This is a genomic window from Acidovorax sp. SRI_002, assembly GCF_057586455.1.
This window is the reverse complement of the sequence record NZ_JBYCZW010000002.1, coordinates 18466-32924: the sequence shown is the minus strand read 5'-3', so window position 1 is coordinate 32924 and position 14459 is coordinate 18466. Positions and strand designations below refer to the sequence as shown.

At 66.2% G+C, this 14459-nt stretch carries 15 protein-coding genes; 5 read left to right on the top strand and 10 right to left on the bottom strand.

Translation table 11 applies throughout. From position 1 onward, the window contains the following. Positions 1 to 21: 21 nt before the first annotated feature. From AC2YJX_RS04980 to AC2YJX_RS04955, 6 genes are read right to left on the bottom strand one after another with little or no spacing between them, the layout of a single operon-like run. A complete protein-coding gene (locus AC2YJX_RS04980) occupies positions 22 to 2049 on the bottom strand; it encodes an acetyl/propionyl/methylcrotonyl-CoA carboxylase subunit alpha (protein ID WP_487255448.1) in 2028 nt (675 codons plus the stop codon). Positions 2050 to 2051: 2 nt separating this feature from the next. Next, positions 2052 to 2771, bottom strand: a complete 720-nt coding sequence (locus AC2YJX_RS04975) for a DUF4126 domain-containing protein (RefSeq protein WP_487255447.1) — start codon at positions 2769 to 2771, stop codon at positions 2052 to 2054. Positions 2772 to 2787: 16 nt separating this feature from the next. Then, positions 2788 to 3570, bottom strand: a complete 783-nt coding sequence (locus tag AC2YJX_RS04970) for an enoyl-CoA hydratase/isomerase family protein (RefSeq protein ID WP_487255446.1) — start codon at positions 3568 to 3570, stop codon at positions 2788 to 2790. Next, the gene (locus AC2YJX_RS04965) at positions 3567 to 4076 is read right to left on the bottom strand and encodes a DinB family protein (RefSeq protein WP_487255445.1); all 510 of its coding nucleotides are present in this window, start codon (positions 4074 to 4076) and stop codon (positions 3567 to 3569) included. The genes AC2YJX_RS04970 and AC2YJX_RS04965 overlap by 4 nt, the downstream gene beginning before the upstream one ends. 17 nt (positions 4077 to 4093) lie before the next feature. Beyond that, entirely contained in the window at positions 4094 to 5701 is a 1608-nt protein-coding gene (locus AC2YJX_RS04960) for a carboxyl transferase domain-containing protein (protein ID WP_487255444.1), read from the bottom strand. Positions 5702 to 5714: 13 nt separating this feature from the next. Continuing rightward, on the bottom strand, positions 5715 to 7445 hold the full coding sequence (locus tag AC2YJX_RS04955; RefSeq protein WP_487255443.1) for an AMP-binding protein: 1731 nt from the start codon (positions 7443 to 7445) through the stop codon (positions 5715 to 5717). 100 nt (positions 7446 to 7545) lie between these two features. Between AC2YJX_RS04955 and AC2YJX_RS04950 the strand changes: the two genes are divergently transcribed. The 3 genes from AC2YJX_RS04950 to AC2YJX_RS04940 all read left to right on the top strand — a co-directional run bounded on the left by AC2YJX_RS04950 (position 7546) and on the right by AC2YJX_RS04940 (position 9830). Continuing rightward, a complete protein-coding gene (locus tag AC2YJX_RS04950; RefSeq protein WP_487255442.1) occupies positions 7546 to 8655 on the top strand; it encodes an AraC family transcriptional regulator in 1110 nt (369 codons plus the stop codon). Between the two features lie 123 nt (positions 8656 to 8778). Next, positions 8779 to 8997: a hypothetical protein gene (locus AC2YJX_RS04945; RefSeq protein WP_487255441.1), complete on the top strand. Its 219-nt coding sequence runs from the start codon at positions 8779 to 8781 to the stop codon at positions 8995 to 8997. Positions 8998 to 9155: 158 nt separating this feature from the next. Further along, the gene (locus AC2YJX_RS04940) at positions 9156 to 9830 is read left to right on the top strand and encodes a glutathione S-transferase family protein (RefSeq protein WP_487255440.1); all 675 of its coding nucleotides are present in this window, start codon (positions 9156 to 9158) and stop codon (positions 9828 to 9830) included. Positions 9831 to 9887: 57 nt separating this feature from the next. Here AC2YJX_RS04940 and AC2YJX_RS04935 read toward each other — a convergent pair whose 3' ends face one another. The 4 genes from AC2YJX_RS04935 to AC2YJX_RS04920 form a co-directional block, all read right to left on the bottom strand. Further along, a complete protein-coding gene (locus AC2YJX_RS04935; RefSeq protein ID WP_487255439.1) occupies positions 9888 to 11327 on the bottom strand; it encodes a patatin-like phospholipase family protein in 1440 nt (479 codons plus the stop codon). A 48-nt stretch (positions 11328 to 11375) separates the two neighbouring features. Further along, positions 11376 to 12029: an HAD family hydrolase gene (locus tag AC2YJX_RS04930; protein WP_487255438.1), complete on the bottom strand. Its 654-nt coding sequence runs from the start codon at positions 12027 to 12029 to the stop codon at positions 11376 to 11378. A gap of 50 nt (positions 12030 to 12079) precedes the next feature. Then, positions 12080 to 12505, bottom strand: coding sequence for a YchJ family protein (locus AC2YJX_RS04925; protein ID WP_487255437.1), 426 nt, complete (start codon positions 12503 to 12505; stop codon positions 12080 to 12082). A gap of 163 nt (positions 12506 to 12668) precedes the next feature. Then, positions 12669 to 13367, bottom strand: coding sequence for a DUF4197 domain-containing protein (locus tag AC2YJX_RS04920; protein WP_055393096.1), 699 nt, complete (start codon positions 13365 to 13367; stop codon positions 12669 to 12671). A 175-nt stretch (positions 13368 to 13542) separates the two neighbouring features. Between AC2YJX_RS04920 and AC2YJX_RS04915 the strand changes: the two genes are divergently transcribed. Further along, complete coding sequence (locus AC2YJX_RS04915) at positions 13543 to 14022, top strand: DUF421 domain-containing protein (protein ID WP_055393014.1); 480 nt, start codon at positions 13543 to 13545, stop codon at positions 14020 to 14022. 73 nt (positions 14023 to 14095) lie between these two features. Then, positions 14096 to 14458, top strand: coding sequence for a DUF2237 family protein (locus AC2YJX_RS04910; protein WP_487255436.1), 363 nt, complete (start codon positions 14096 to 14098; stop codon positions 14456 to 14458). Position 14459 lies beyond the last annotated feature (1 nt).

Here is a 14459-nt window from a genome sequence, read left to right as displayed (position 1 = left end):
GACTCGGGACACTGCGTGGGCTCAGGCCTTGTCGACGGCTACCAGCTTGAGCAGTTCTGCCCCCTCGGTCACCTGGTCGCCCGGCGCATACAGCAGCTCCTGCACCACACCATCCGCAGGGGCAGCAATGGTGTGTTCCATCTTCATGGCTTCCATCACTGCCAGCGGTTGGCCCTTGGTTACCGCATCGCCCGCCTTCACGGCAAACGACACCACCTTGCCAGGCATAGGGGCTGTGAGGCGCCCGCCTTCGGCCGCAGCCTCGCCCGCGTGGGCCAGCAGGTCGATGGCAGTGATCTGCGTGGCGCCCAGCGGGGTGAACACATGGTCCACCTCGCCCTGGGCATACACAGCCGCACGCGTGCGCTGACCTGCAAACTGCAATTCGATGCCCTGCCCCACAGCGCTGAACACCAACGGCCCAGCCACGGCGGCATCGCCCTCGCCGACGGCCAGATGCAGGCTGCCACCACGCTCGTAGGTCAGCAGCGCCTTGGCGTGCTCACCACCAAACTCGAACTCAAACCGGCGCTGCACCACGCCATGGGTGTGAAAACCATCGCGGCGGCTGAAGGGGTCCACGCCCTCGCTGGCGCGCTCGCGCAGCAGGGTCTGAGCCACGGCGGCAGCAGCCGCCAGGGGCAAGCCCACGGGCTCCTGGTGGAACAGCACCGCCTGCTCGCGCGGGATCAGCGCGGTGTCCAGCTTGGCGCTGGCAAATGCCTCGGTGCGGGCCACGCGGCGCAAAAACTGCACGTTGGTTGCCAGGCCCACGATGTGGGTCTGGGCCAGCGCCTCATCCAGCCGGGCCAGGGCTTGCGCACGCGTGTCGCCGTGCACGATGAGCTTGGCCACCATGGAGTCGTAGAACGGGCTGATCGCATCGCCCTGGCGCACGCCGGAATCCACGCGCACCGCGCCCCGTTCGAAGGTCACACACTCGGGCAGCGCGTACACGTTGAGCGCCCCGGTGGCGGGCAGGAAGTTGTTGTCGGGGTTCTCAGCGCAAATGCGCGCCTCGATGGCGTGACCTTGGATACGCAGGTCTTCCTGTTTGAGCGGCAAGGGCTCGCCTGAGGCCACGCGCAGTTGCCACTCCACGAGGTCGAGGCCCGTGATGGCCTCAGTCACGGGGTGCTCCACCTGCAGGCGGGTATTCATCTCCATGAAGTAGAACTTCATCTGCTCGGGCGCGTCGTAGCCGCCGGGCTGCTCGACGATGAACTCCACCGTGCCTGCGCCCACGTAGTTCACGGCCCGTGCTGCGGCCACGGCGGCCTCGCCCATGCGGGCGCGCAGCTCCGGCGTCATGCCGGGGGCGGGCGCTTCTTCCAGCACCTTCTGGTGGCGGCGCTGCACCGAGCAGTCGCGCTCAAACAGGTACACGCAGTTGCCGTGCGTGTCGCCAAACACCTGGATCTCGATGTGGCGGGGGCGCTGCACGTATTTTTCGACCAGCACCGCATCGTCGCCGAAGCTGTTGATGGCCTCGCGCTTGCACGAATCGAGCGCGGCGCCAAAATCCTCGGCCTTGTCCACGGCGCGCATGCCCTTGCCACCACCACCCGCGCTGGCCTTGATGAGCACCGGGTAGCCAATGCGGTCCGCCTCGCGTTGCAGCAGTGCCGGGTCCTGGTCAGCGCCGTGGTAGCCGGGCACCAGGGGCACCTGGGCCTGCTCCATCAGGCGCTTGGACTCGGCCTTCAGCCCCATGGCATTGATGGCGCTGGCGGGGGGGCCGATGAAGACAAGGCCTGCGTCGGCACAGGCCTTGGCAAAGTCTTCGTTCTCGCTCAGGAAACCGTAGCCAGGGTGGATAGCCTGCGCGCCCGTGGCCTTGGCGGCGTCGATGATGCGCTCCCAGCGCAGGTAGCTGTCCTTGGGCGCGCTGCCGCCGATGTGCACGGCCTCGTCGCACACGGCGACATGTTTGGCGTTAGCGTCGGCATCGGAATACACGGCAACGGTTTTCACGCCCAGGCGCTTGGCGGTGGCGGCCACACGGCAAGCGATCTCGCCTCGATTTGCGATGAGTATCTTGTTGAACATTTTTAAGCCACCTTGGCAGAACCAGAAAAGAATGAAGACAAACGCCGCACCACGGCGCGCAGAAACTTGAACAGCACCACGAGCAGCAGTACCGACACCACCACCATTACGAGCAACGCAGCACCAAACGCCACCGGGTGCTGCGTGGCCAGCCAAACCACGGCCACGACCAGGCCGTCTTCGAAGAACGACAGCCCCCAGTTGGAAAAAGGCTCGGGTGAGGTGTTCACCGCCGCCCGCGTGGTCATCTTGGTGGCCAGCGCCGTGGCCGAGAGGGATCCTCCCAGCAGCCCCGCGACCACGGCCATGGTGGCGTTGTCGGCGCCAAACACGCCATAGGCCAAGGCGGCGCCCGCTGGCACGCGGATGAAGGCGTGCACAGCATCCCAGGCGCTGTCCACCCAGGGCACCTTGTCGGCAAAGAACTCCACCGTCAGCATGAAGCCGCTGACCATCAGCACCAGCGGGTGCTGCAGCATCGCCAGGCCGGGCGGCAGGGGCATCCAGCCCAGCACGCCCATCATGCCGACCAGGAACACTACGGCATACAACCGAAAGCCGCTGGCCCAGCCCAGTGCGGCGGCCAGCGCCAGCAGGCTGGGCATGTCGAGCTTTGCAGTTGCTGTGGCTGCCGCGTCGCCCACGGCGCGCGCGGTGCCGCCATCCACATGCAGCCCCAGCGTGTGGAGCCACTGCACGATGTTGAACCAGAGGGTGTCCATGGCCTGCTTGTACCGATCAGCCCAACCAGGCGGGTTTGCGTTTGTTCAAGAACGACTGCACGCCTTCCTTGCCCTCGTCGCTGGCACGGATGTCGGCAATGCCCTGCACCGTGGCGGCAATCAGCCCGGCATTGATTTCGCGCTCAGCCACATCCATCACCAGCTTCTTGCAGACGCGCACGGCGTTGGGGCTGGCGCTGGTCAGGGCCTTGAGCAGTTCGTCCACCTTGCCGTCGAGCTGGTCAGCGACCACGACCTCGTGCACAAAGCCAATGCGCAAGGCTTCGGCCGCGCCAAAACGCTCGGCCGTCAGGAAGTAGCGGTGCGCAGCGCGTGCGCCCATGGCACGTATCACATACGGGCTGATGGTGGCGGGGATGAGCCCCAGCTTCACTTCGCTGAGGCAAAAGCCCGCCGTGTCCACGGCCACGGCCATGTCGCACGCGGCCACCAGGCCCATGCCGCCTGCATATACATCGCCCTGCACACGTGCCACCGTGGGCTTGGGGCACTCGTAGATCACCCGCAGCATCTCGGCCAACTTTCCCGCGTCGGCGATGTTCTCGTCGCGCGTGTAGTCGGCCATGCGGCGCATCCAGTTGAGGTTGGCACCGGCGCAGAAGGCCGGGCCTTCCGCGGCCAGCACCACGGCGCGCACATCGGCACGCCCACCCACATCGGTGAAGGCGGCGGTGATCTCGGCAATGACCTCATCGCTGAAGGCGTTGCGGATTTCGGGCTGCGTGAGCGTGATGCGCGCCACGGCGCCGGTTTGGGTGATGGACAGGTTCTGGCTCATGGCGTGGACGGGTTTTGCAGGAAGTAGACAAGGTCCAGCTCGGGGCAAGGCTGGCCCAGCGCAGTCAATGCGGCGGTGATCTGACCCCGGTGGTGCGTGCCGTGGTTGAACACATGCGCCAGCGTGGCCGCAAACGGCAGCGATGCCGCTGTGCCGCGCATGGTGGTGTAGTCGAGCGTGCCGCTCCAGCGGTCCGGCTTGAACGAGGCTATCAGCGGTGCCCAGCGGGCCGCGCCCTCGCGCAGCCGGGCATCCAGCAGCGCACGGTCAGACTCCAGCTCGGCGTCCAGCGCCACCTTGGGCGAGATGCCTTCGGCAAACCGCACAAACCACAGATGGTGTTCGCCCACCAGCAAGTGGTTGAGCGTGCCGTGGATGCTTTTGAAGAACAGGCCCACGTCGCGGCGATAGTCGTCCTCCGGCAGCGCCCGCACGGCATCAAGCAGGCGCGCCGTGGCCCACACGTTGTAGCGCGCAAGCTGGGTGAAATGGGCAACAGCGTCCATGGCAGCTCCCGGTGGGGTCACATGCGGAACAGGCCGAACTTGGTGTCTTCGATGGGCGCATTGCGCGTGGCCGCCAGGCCCAGCGCCAGCACGCGGCGCGTATCGGCGGGGTCGATCACGCCGTCGTCCCACAGGCGGGCGGTGGCGTAGTAGGGGTGGCCTTGGTCTTCGTACTGGCGGCGGATGGGGGCCTTGAAGGCTTCTTCTTCCTCCATGCTCCACTGCCCACCCTTGGCCTCAATGCCGTCGCGCTTGACCGTGGCTAGCACGCCCGCAGCCTGGTCGCCGCCCATGACGCTGATGCGCGCATTGGGCCACATCCACAGGAAGCGGGGGCTATAGGCCCGGCCGCACATGCCGTAATTGCCCGCGCCAAAACTGCCGCCGATGATGATGGTGAACTTGGGCACGCTGGCCGTGGCCACGGCCGTGACCATCTTGGCGCCGTTGCGGGCGATGCCTTCGTTCTCGTACTTGCGGCCCACCATGAAGCCGGTGATGTTCTGCAGGAACACCAGCGGGATCTTGCGCTGGCAGCACAGCTCGATGAAGTGCGCGCCCTTGAGCGCCGATTCGCTGAACAGGATGCCATTGTTGGCGATGATGCCGACCATCATCCCTTCGATGCGCGCAAAGCCCGTGACCAGCGTGGTGCCGTAGCGTGCCTTGAACTCATCGAACTCGCTGCCGTCCACGATGCGGGCAATGATCTCGCGCACATCGAAGGGCTTGCGCGTGTCCACGGGGATCACGCCATACAGCTCTTCCGCTGCAAATTTAGGAGCTACTGGCGCTTGATCAACATGCGCTGGAGCCTTGTTTCTATTCAAATTGTGGATGGCATTGCGTGCCAGCTGCAACGCATGCATGTCGTTCTGCGCCAGGTGGTCGGCCACACCCGACAGGCGCGTGTGCACGTCGCCGCCGCCCAGGTCTTCGGCCGTCACGACCTCGCCCGTCGCGGCCTTGACCAGCGGCGGGCCACCCAAAAAGATGGTGCCCTGGTTCTTGACGATGATGGACTCGTCACTCATGGCCGGCACATAGGCGCCGCCCGCCGTGCACGATCCCATGACCACGGCGATCTGCGAGATGCCCATGGCGCTCATGTTGGCCTGGTTGAAGAAGATGCGGCCAAAGTGGTCGCGGTCAGGAAAGACTTCGTCCTGGTTGGGCAGGTTGGCGCCCCCCGAGTCCACCAAGTAGATGCACGGCAGGTGGTTCTGCTGGGCCACCTCTTGTGCGCGCAGGTGCTTCTTGACGGTGAGCGGGTAGTAGGTGCCGCCCTTCACCGTGGCGTCGTTGCACACGATCATGCAGTCCACACCACTCACGCGGCCAATGCCCGCGATGAGCCCCGCGCTGGGCGCATCGTTGTTGTACATGTTGAGCGCGGCCAGCGGCGCCAGTTCGAGGAACGGCGTTCCCGGGTCCAGCAGCATCTGCACGCGTTCGCGCGGCAGCAGCTTGCCGCGCGCGGTGTGCTTGGCGCGGGCCGCTTCGCCGCCGCCCTGGGCGACCTTGTCGAGCTGGGCGCGCAGGTCATCCACCAGTGTTCGCATGGCGGCGGCGTTGGCCAGAAAGTCCGCCGAGCGGGCGTTGAGTTGGGTGTCGAGAATGGTCATACGGTGTGGCTCTTCAAGCAGTCTTTTGTTCTTCCAGGCCCAGCAGATCCTTCATCTCGTCGCGGATCTTGAACTTCTGGATCTTGCCCGTCACCGTCATCGGAAAGCTGGTGACAAAGCGGATGTAGCGCGGCACCTTGTAGTGCGCGATCTGGCCCTTGCAGAAGGCGCGGATGTCATCCTCGGTGGGCTGGGTGCCCGGCTTGGCGATGATCCAGGCGCAGAGTTCCTCGCCGTACTTCTGGTCGGGCACGCCCACCACCTGCACGTCCTGCACCTGGGGGTGGCGGTACAAGAATTCTTCGATCTCGCGCGGGTAGATGTTCTCGCCGCCGCGGATCACCATGTCCTTGATGCGGCCAACGATGTTCACATAGCCCTCGGCGTCCATGGTGGCCAGGTCGCCGGTGTGCATCCAGCCGCCTTCGTCAATCGCCTCGCGGGTCTTGGCCGGGTCGCCCCAGTAGCCGTGCATGACGGAATAGCCTTTGGTGCAGAACTCGCCCCGCTGGCCGATGGGCACCACCGCCCCGCTGTCGGGATCCACGATCTTGATCTCCAGGTGCGGCTGCACCTGGCCCACGGTGGAGACGCGCTTGTCCAGCGGCGTGTCGGTGCTGCTCTGGCAGCTCACGGGGCTGGTCTCGGTCATGCCATAGGCAATGGTGATCTCGGAGAGGTTCATCTGCTCGACCACACGCTTCATCACCTCGGTGGGGCAGGGCGAGCCCGCCATGATGCCGGTGCGCAGGGTGCTGAGGTTGAACTCGGCAAAACGCGGGTGGTCCAGCTCGGCAATGAACATGGTGGGCACGCCATGCAGGCCAGTGCAGCGCTCGTCCTGTACCGTCTGCAGCACGGTCAGCGGGTCGAACCCGTCGTTGGGGTACACGATGGTGGCACCGTGCGTCAGGCAGGCCAGGTTGCCCAGCACCATGCCGAAGCAGTGGTACAGCGGCACGGGGATGCACAGGCGGTCTTCGGGCGTGAGCTTCATGCACTCGCCAATGAAGAAACCGTTGTTCAGGATGTTGCGGTGCGTGAGCGTGGCGCCCTTGGGGAAGCCGGTGGTTCCGCTGGTGAACTGGATGTTGATGGGGTCGGTGGCTTTCAACGTGGTTGCGATTTGCGCCAGGCGCGGGTCGGCTGCGTTGCCGCGTGCCAGCAGGTCGGTAAAACGCAGCAGGCCGGGCTCATCGGCACCCTGCCCCGCATCGTCGATCCACACCACGGTGTTCAGGTGGGGCAGCTTCACGGAGCCCAGCTGGCCGGGCTGCTGGTGCTGCCACTCGGGCGCCAGCTCGCGCAGCATGCCCAGGTAGTCGCTGGTCTTGAAGCGCGCCATGGTCACCAGCAGCTTGCAGCCCACCTTGTTGAGCGCGTATTCCACCTCGGACGTGCGGTAGGCCGGGTTGATGCTGACCAGCACCAGGCCCACCTGCGCGGTGGCCAGCTGCATCAGCACCCATTCGGCGTTGTTGTGCGACCAGATGCCCACGCGGTCGCCGGGGGCGAGCCCCATGCTGATCAGCGCACTCGCCAGCCGGTGCGCCTCGGTCTGCAGCTGGGCGTAGGTGGTGCGGCGGCCCTGGTGCACGCTGACCAGCGCCTCGCGGTCGGGCTGGCGGGCCACCATATCGGCAAAAAAGGCGCCGATGGTCTGCTCGATCAGGGGAACGTCGGTGGCGCCACGGGCGTGGCTGTCCACCAGCGGTGCGAAGTTCGTTGCGGCTGCACTCGTCACGGGTTTGTCTCCTCGGCTCTGTCATGCGGCCTGCGCCGCAAGAACATGCGGGCGGGCGATCCGTAAGCATAGAAGCCTGAACCCCTGGCGGGTGGACACAATGGTTGCAAATCGTGCCACGGCTGGCACACTCTGTGGCGTGAAGACCCCCGCCCCCACCGACCATCGTCTCCCAACCACTCCATCTGCCCCTGCCGCAACGCCCATCGCCTTTGTGCGTGCCATTGTTCTGGCGTACGAGCGGCGCGGCCTGAGCCCCGAACGTGCCCTGGCCCAGGCACAGATTGCGCCGCAGCTGCTGCCCGACGACAGCGCCCGCATCACCGCCTGGCAGATGGAGCAGATCTCCGACGCCGCCATGCAAGAGCTGGACGACGAAGCCCTGGGCTGGTTCAGCCGCCGCCTGCCCTGGGGCAGCTACGGCATGCTGGCGCGTGCCAGCATCAGCTCGCCCACGCTGCAGGTGGCCCTGGCCCGCTGGTGCCGCCACCACGGCCTGCTGGCAGACGACATTGCGCTGCACCTCACCACCCAAGGCGACACCGCCACCCTGGCCATCACCGAGGCCCGCGACCTGGGCGCGCTGCGCGAGTTCTGCCTGGTATCCGTGCTGCGCAATGCGCACGGCCTGGCGTGCTGGATGGTGGACTCGCGCATTCCGCTCATTGCCGCAGAATTTGCCTTTGATGCGCCCCCGCACGCCGACGCTTATGCCGTGCTGTTCCGAGGCCCCGTCACCTTCCACGCGCCACGCACCGCCATCCACTTCGACGCCCGCTACCTGCACCTGCCCCTGCGCCGCGACGAACAGGCCCTGCGCCAGATGCTGCAGCACGCCCTGCCCCTGACGGTGCTGCACTACCGCCGCGACCGCCTGCTGGTGCAGCGCGTGCGCCAGCTGCTGGCCGCGCCCCTGCCGGGGCAACCGGCCCACGCCCTGCCCCAGCACAGCGCCGAATCCCTGGCCGCACTGCTGCATGTGTCGCCACGCACGCTGCACCGGCAGTTGAAGGAAGAAGGCGCCACGCTGCAGGGCTTGAAAGACGAGGTTCGCCGCACCCGCGCGGTGGAGTTGCTGCACCGCACGCAGCGGCCCATCAAGCAGGTGGCGGAGGCGGCGGGGTTCGTGAACGAGAAGAGTTTTATCCGGGCGTTCCGGGGGTGGACGGGGCAGTCGCCGGCGGAGTTTCGGAGGGTGGTGAGTGTGTAGAGAGTGCAGGACTTTGTATTGAATGCCAGTCAGCAGGTTCAATTTCTTCTAGTCGCGTTTATTCTGCTGCAACCAATTGCTCCGCGATCGGTCAGCGCAACACTAAACACAGGGAGACATGCCATGGTTATGACGACCACTACCCAAGAGCTCAGATCCAAGACAGACGAAGAGCTAGCCGAGTACATGGCGAGCTGGAAAGAGCACAGCGGGAACTACATTTTGTGTGAGATGGAGTTCAAGCGGCGCCAGAGTAGGGGCAATGAGATCAGGGGCTGGGTATCCCTTGGTCTATCCGTCCTTGCAATCGTTGTTTCAGTAATTGCACTTGCTGCGAAGTAGGCGACAAACCATTCGACGAAGCGGACGGCCCTCAAGGGCCGCCGACTAATTCAAACATCAGCATCCGCTTTCATAACACCTACCTGCTGCACCTAGCCGGAACTAGACGGTCAGCGAGTCGTGTAAATCAAATCTCAGCCAGCGACGTTTAGCCCCCCATGCTCCACCTCCACCACTGCGTCAGCGCCCGCTCATTCCGCCCCCTGTGGATGCTCGAAGAGCTGCAACTGCCCTACCAGCTCCACATGCTCCCCTTCCCGCCCCGCGCCAAGGCCCGGTGGTTTCTGGACGAGAACCCGCTGGGCACGGTGCCGCTGCTGGTGCAGGGCGATGTCCGCATGACCGAATCGGCGGCCATGTGCCAGTACCTGGCCGCCACGCACCCCGACGCGGGGCTGGATGTGGCGCCCACGCACCCTGCGTATGGGGCGTACCTGAACTGGCTGCACATGAGCGATGCGACGCTGACCTTTCCGCAGACGCTGGTGCTGCGCTATGGCCGGTTTGAGACCGCAGAGCGCAAGCAGCCGCAGGTGGTGGAGGACTACAGCCGCTGGTTCCTGGCGCGGCTGCGCGCGGTAGAAACCGCGATGACCCACGGCCGCAGCGACTATCTGTGCGCGGGCCGCTTTACGGCGGCGGATGTGGCGGTGGGGTATGCGCTGCTGCTGGCGCAGCACCTGGGGCTGAACGAACAATTTGGCCCGGCCACGCAGGCCTACTGGCAGCGGCTGCAACAGCGACCCGGCTACCAGCGGGCGATGGCCGCACAGACGGAGGCCGCCCAAGACCAGGACGTGCCGACCACCCCGGCCCCCGACACCAAACCGTGATGCGGAGGTGGGGGCTAGTGTGGTGTTGCACGCTAGGGGCTAGCCGGGCTCACGCGGCTACTCGGACTTCGCTGGTGTAGATGCAGGTCCGGGCGGGGGTAAAGGTGTCGTCGGAGCCTGCCGCGCCAGCGACTGCACCAGTGCGCGGAACTCCGGCGAGTGGCGCAGCACGCTGCCACCCGCCTCGATGAGGTCTGTGACTTCTTCCGACGTGATGGAGAACGCCGTGGGCACCTGCAGCATGCGGCGGCGCGCCACGTCGTCGTGGGCATCGCGCAGGTTGACGGAAATGACGTGGACCTCGGCACCGGGCGCAAAGGCATCGCTGCTGCCGGTGGGGCCCGCCGCCAGCGACTGGCGCCACTGCTGGGTGATGTCGCGCAAGAACTCCTGCGTCTCGCGCGTGGCGCGGGCGCCGGTGCCAAACAGCAGCGAGTCCACCACCTGGGCCATGTTGGGCACCTTGTCGCTCATGTCGATGTTCTCGGATGGGTCGCGCTCGGCGTTGACGGTGACGAGCACCAGCTTGCGGATGGTGCCGGGCGGGATGCCCACTTCGCTGAAGGTTTCGCGCAGTCCGCCACCGGCCAGGGCCCGGTCGAGCAGACGCTGCACGCCCAGGTTGTCGGCCAGGCCGCCATCCACCAAGTGGATGTAAGGGCGGCGCTGCGCGTCCAGATAGCTCAACTCATGCGCGCGGTACAGGCGCGCGCGGTAGTCGCCGCCCGCAGCCAGGGAGGCAGCGCGGGACACGGTCTGGTACTGAGGGCACTGGTCGGCGTAGTTCTTGAGGGTGACGGGGCTCAGCAGCAGCGGTACGGCGGACGATGCCGCCACCGCGAACGACAGCGGCACCTTGCGCAGGTCGGAGCAGATCAGCGCGAACTGGTCCCACGTGAATTCAAAGCCGGTGCCCAATGACATGTCGGTGGCGGTGATGAACAGCTGCGGGTGGCGCGGGCGCCGCGCCACATCGCCAAAGGTGCGCCCGCCATAGAGCTCATCCAGCCGCCGCGCGAGCAGGTGCGTGCGGCCGAACCAGGGCGAGGTCAGGTCCACCAGGTTGCCGGGGCGCAGGGCCTGCGTGATCAGACTGTTCTGGAAGTTCTGGCGCAGAAAGTCCTGCTCGAAGCGGGGCAGCCCCTCGATGCCGTGTGCCGCCAGGTAAGCGGCCACGATGCTGCCGCCCGAGACGCCGCTGATCACATCGGTGGCGTCGAGCAGCGTGGTGGGGCGCCCGTTCCAGTCAAACCGCGTGGCCTGCATTTCGGTCAGCACGCCAAAGCCGAAGGCGGCCGCCCTTGCGCCGCCGCCCGAGAGCGTGACGGCCACCAGGATGGTGGGGTCGCGCTCGGATTTGCGCTCGGGGATGGACTGGTCCTCGGGCTTCAGGGGTTCGTTGATCCAGGGCCGCACCGACGAGCAGCCCGCCAGCAGGGCCAGGGCCGCCACCACGGCGCATCGCCGCATCCACAGCTTCATGCGTTGTCCCGGCATTGCGCTTCTCCCATGGTTACAGGGCTGTTGGGAATCTTCTTGCCTGTGTCAGCAGCCCAGCAGCGCAGGCAACTCGGCCATGCTGCGAAACACCTGCGCTGCGCCTGCGGCACGCAGGGGCTCGCCATCGTCCAGCGGCGCATAGGCAAATACCGTGGCGCCTGCGGCCACGCCAGCGGTCACGCCCGTAACGGTGTCTTCCACCACGGCGCAGCGCCCGGGCGCCACCTGCAGGGCCGCAGCCGCCGCCAGATAGACGTCGGGCGCGGGCTTGGTGGCGGGCATCTCGTGGCCGCTGAACACCCGCCCGGCAAAGTACGGCGTGAGCCCCACCTTGGCCAGCTGCATCTCGACCTTGTGCCGGTCGGCACCCGAGGCGCAGGCAATGCGCCCGCCATGGTGCGCGTGCACCCTTTCGATGGTGCTGTGGATGTGTTCGATGGCCGTGAGGCGCTGGTCCAGCTCGGCATTGCGCCGCGCATAGAAGTCGGCCATCCACGCATCGGTCAGCGGGCGGCCGGTGTGGGCCTCGATGCGGGCGGCCTCGCTGCGCACCGTTTTGCCGATAAAGACGCGCATGCATTCGTCGGCGCTCAGGGCCCAGCCCGCTTCGTTGAGCATGTCGCGCAGCACGCCGTTGGTGATGGGTTCGCTGTCGACCAGCACACCATCGCAGTCAAACAAGATTGCTTCAAATTTCATAGCTGCTCGCGCTTATCGGTAAAGCGCTGGAGGTCATTTTTATTAAATTTTCAGGAGTGGATATCGCCATCCACATAGAACCAGCGCCGGTCTTCGCGCACGAAGCGGCTGGTCTCGTGAAGGCGCACGGCGCGGCCGCCCACGCGGTAGCGCGCGACAAATTCCACCTCGGCGCGGTCTTCGCCTGTGCTGCGGTGGCTGCGCACTTCCAGCCCCAGCCACTTCGTGCCGGGGTCGAAATCGAGGTCCGCTGGCCGGGTGCTGGGGTGCCAGGTGGCCTGCAGGTAGTCGCCACGTTCGAGGACAAAGGCGGTGTAGCGTGACCGCATGAGGCTCTCGGCGTCGGGCGCGGCAGCGTCGTCCCAGTGGTCGAGGTAGCGGCCGCAGCATTCCTCATAGGACAAGGCCGCAGCCTTGGCGCTTTTGCCGGGTGCGGCTTGGGTACGGCCGCAGGGGCAGGGGTCGTTATGGTTCATGGACGGATGCAGGAAGGCACGCAGGCGATGCCCGCCCCACCGATGGAAACGGGCGCTGCGCGAGGCGAGTGCACCCGTGGAACTGGCTTTGCCAGGCCACTGGGTGCGTCCCCCTCCCGCGCAGCGAGAGAGGGGGATGGCGCGAAGCGACTCAGGGGGAGCTTCATCTCAGCGCACCAAAGACCTTGCGGGCGATGGCGCTGCCTGCACCGGCCGGGTTCTGACGGATGCGGCGCTCTTCCTCGCCAATCATGAAGTACAGGCCGTCGAGCGTCTTGCCGGTGACGTACTGCGCAAGGTTGGCCTCCTCGGGTTTGAGCAGGCCAAAGCTCGCTGCCTTGCCCGCAAAGGCGTTGTACTTCTGGGTGAGGCCGACTTTTTCGGTGGCCTGGTTCACCACGGGCAGGAAGCGTTCGGAGAGCGGCGTGCGCGTCTTGTCGGCAAAAAAGGCGGTGACCGAGGTGCTGCCGCCGGTCAGGATGTTCTTGGCATCGGTCACCGTCATCTTCTGCACGGCGCCCACCAGCAGGTCTTTGCCCATGGGCACGGCGGCTTCGGCGGCGCGGTTGATGGAGGTGACCAGCTCGTCGATGCGCCGCCCCTGGCCCAGCGACTTCATGACCTTGGCGGCGTCGTCCAGGGAGCCCGGCAGGCCGATGCGCACCTGGGGGTTGCCCAGAAACCCGTCAGGCCGCCCCAGCAGGGCGACCGCCGCCTGGGCGCCCTGGCCCAGCGCGGCTTTGAGGCCGCTGGCGGCATCGGCATTGGTAAGGTCACCCAGCGACAGGGCCCAGGCCCGCTGGCCGGTGGCGCACAGCAGGGCAGCCACGAGGCTGGTTTGGTGAAATTGGCGGCGTTGCATGGTGCGGTACTTTCGGTGGGGGACGGCAGATGATGCCCACTCGGCCACCACTGCAGTGAGTGGCGCACTGTGCCGGAGCCGTGCGGGGAATTGCCGGGATTTTCGCTCAGCGAATGAGGGGCAAGCCGCAGGCCGTAGACTGCCCCCACCCAAGCATCCAACAAGGAACCTTGCAATGTGGCAAATGAGCGTGCCGTGGTGGGAGTTTGTGCTGCGCGGCGTGGTGGTGTACCTGTTCTTGCTGGTGTTCATGCGCCTGTCGGGCAAGCGGCAGACGGGGCAGTACGAGCCGTTTGACCTGATCCTGTTGCTGATCCTGTCGAACGCGGTGCAGAACTCGATGAACGCGGGCGACAACTCGCTGGTGGGCGGGCTGATCTCGGCCAGCACGCTCATGCTGCTGCATGTGGCGCTGGCGCGGTTGGCGTTCCACTTCCCGCGCATCGGGCGCTGGGTGGACGGCAAGGCCCAGGTGCTGATCCAGCAGGGCGAACTGAACCAGGCGCTGATGCGCAAGGAGCTGCTGACCCGCGACGACGTGGAGGCCGCACTGCGCGCAGGCGGCTGCCTGCACGCGCACGAAGTGGAACGCGCCACCATCGAGACCAACGGGCAGATCACCGTAGTGCTGCGCCGTCGTGGCGAGGTTGGCTGACCCGCCCCGCGCCCACGCCAACGGTCTGCCCACTCACCGCCCCTCACAACCCACGCGACTTACGCGACCCGATATGACTGCACTGAACGTTCTGGGCACCTTGCTGATGCCCTGCTCCTACGACCCACTGACCGGCTACTACCGCGATGGCTGCTGCAACACCGACGAGCACGACCACGGCACCCACGTGATCTGCGCACGCATGACACAGGCGTTTCTGGACTTCTCGCTGTCGCGGGGCAATGACCTCATCACCCCCCGGCCCGAGTCGCGCTTTGCAGGGCTGCAGCCCAACAACCGTTGGTGTCTGTGCGTCTTGCGCTGGAAGGAGGCCTACGAGGCGGGTGTGGCGCCTCCCGTGATCCTGGAATGCACACATGCGCGCGCGCTGGAGTTCGTGACGCTGGCGCAATTGCAAAGCACGGCGTTGTCCTAGG

Bases quoted from the DNA above. Each gene is read 5' to 3' on its own strand.
- AC2YJX_RS04940 (WP_487255440.1), top strand. From the start codon at position 9,156: ATGCTCCACCTCCACCACTGCGTCAGCGCCCGCTCATTCCGCCCCCTG.
- AC2YJX_RS04980 (WP_487255448.1), bottom strand. From the start codon at position 2,049: ATGTTCAACAAGATACTCATCGCAAATCGAGGCGAGATCGCTTGCCGT.
- AC2YJX_RS04910 (WP_487255436.1), top strand. From the start codon at position 14,096: ATGACTGCACTGAACGTTCTGGGCACCTTGCTGATGCCCTGCTCCTAC.
- AC2YJX_RS04935 (WP_487255439.1), bottom strand. From the start codon at position 11,327: ATGCCGGGACAACGCATGAAGCTGTGGATGCGGCGATGCGCCGTGGTG.
- AC2YJX_RS04960 (WP_487255444.1), bottom strand. From the start codon at position 5,701: ATGACCATTCTCGACACCCAACTCAACGCCCGCTCGGCGGACTTTCTG.
- AC2YJX_RS04950 (WP_487255442.1), top strand. From the start codon at position 7,546: ATGGTTGCAAATCGTGCCACGGCTGGCACACTCTGTGGCGTGAAGACC.
- AC2YJX_RS04930 (WP_487255438.1), bottom strand. From the start codon at position 12,029: ATGAAATTTGAAGCAATCTTGTTTGACTGCGATGGTGTGCTGGTCGAC.
- AC2YJX_RS04915 (WP_055393014.1), top strand. From the start codon at position 13,543: ATGTGGCAAATGAGCGTGCCGTGGTGGGAGTTTGTGCTGCGCGGCGTG.
- AC2YJX_RS04925 (WP_487255437.1), bottom strand. From the start codon at position 12,505: ATGAACCATAACGACCCCTGCCCCTGCGGCCGTACCCAAGCCGCACCC.
- AC2YJX_RS04975 (WP_487255447.1), bottom strand. From the start codon at position 2,771: ATGGACACCCTCTGGTTCAACATCGTGCAGTGGCTCCACACGCTGGGG.
- AC2YJX_RS04965 (WP_487255445.1), bottom strand. From the start codon at position 4,076: ATGGACGCTGTTGCCCATTTCACCCAGCTTGCGCGCTACAACGTGTGG.
- AC2YJX_RS04970 (WP_487255446.1), bottom strand. From the start codon at position 3,570: ATGAGCCAGAACCTGTCCATCACCCAAACCGGCGCCGTGGCGCGCATC.
- AC2YJX_RS04945 (WP_487255441.1), top strand. From the start codon at position 8,779: ATGGTTATGACGACCACTACCCAAGAGCTCAGATCCAAGACAGACGAA.
- AC2YJX_RS04920 (WP_055393096.1), bottom strand. From the start codon at position 13,367: ATGCAACGCCGCCAATTTCACCAAACCAGCCTCGTGGCTGCCCTGCTG.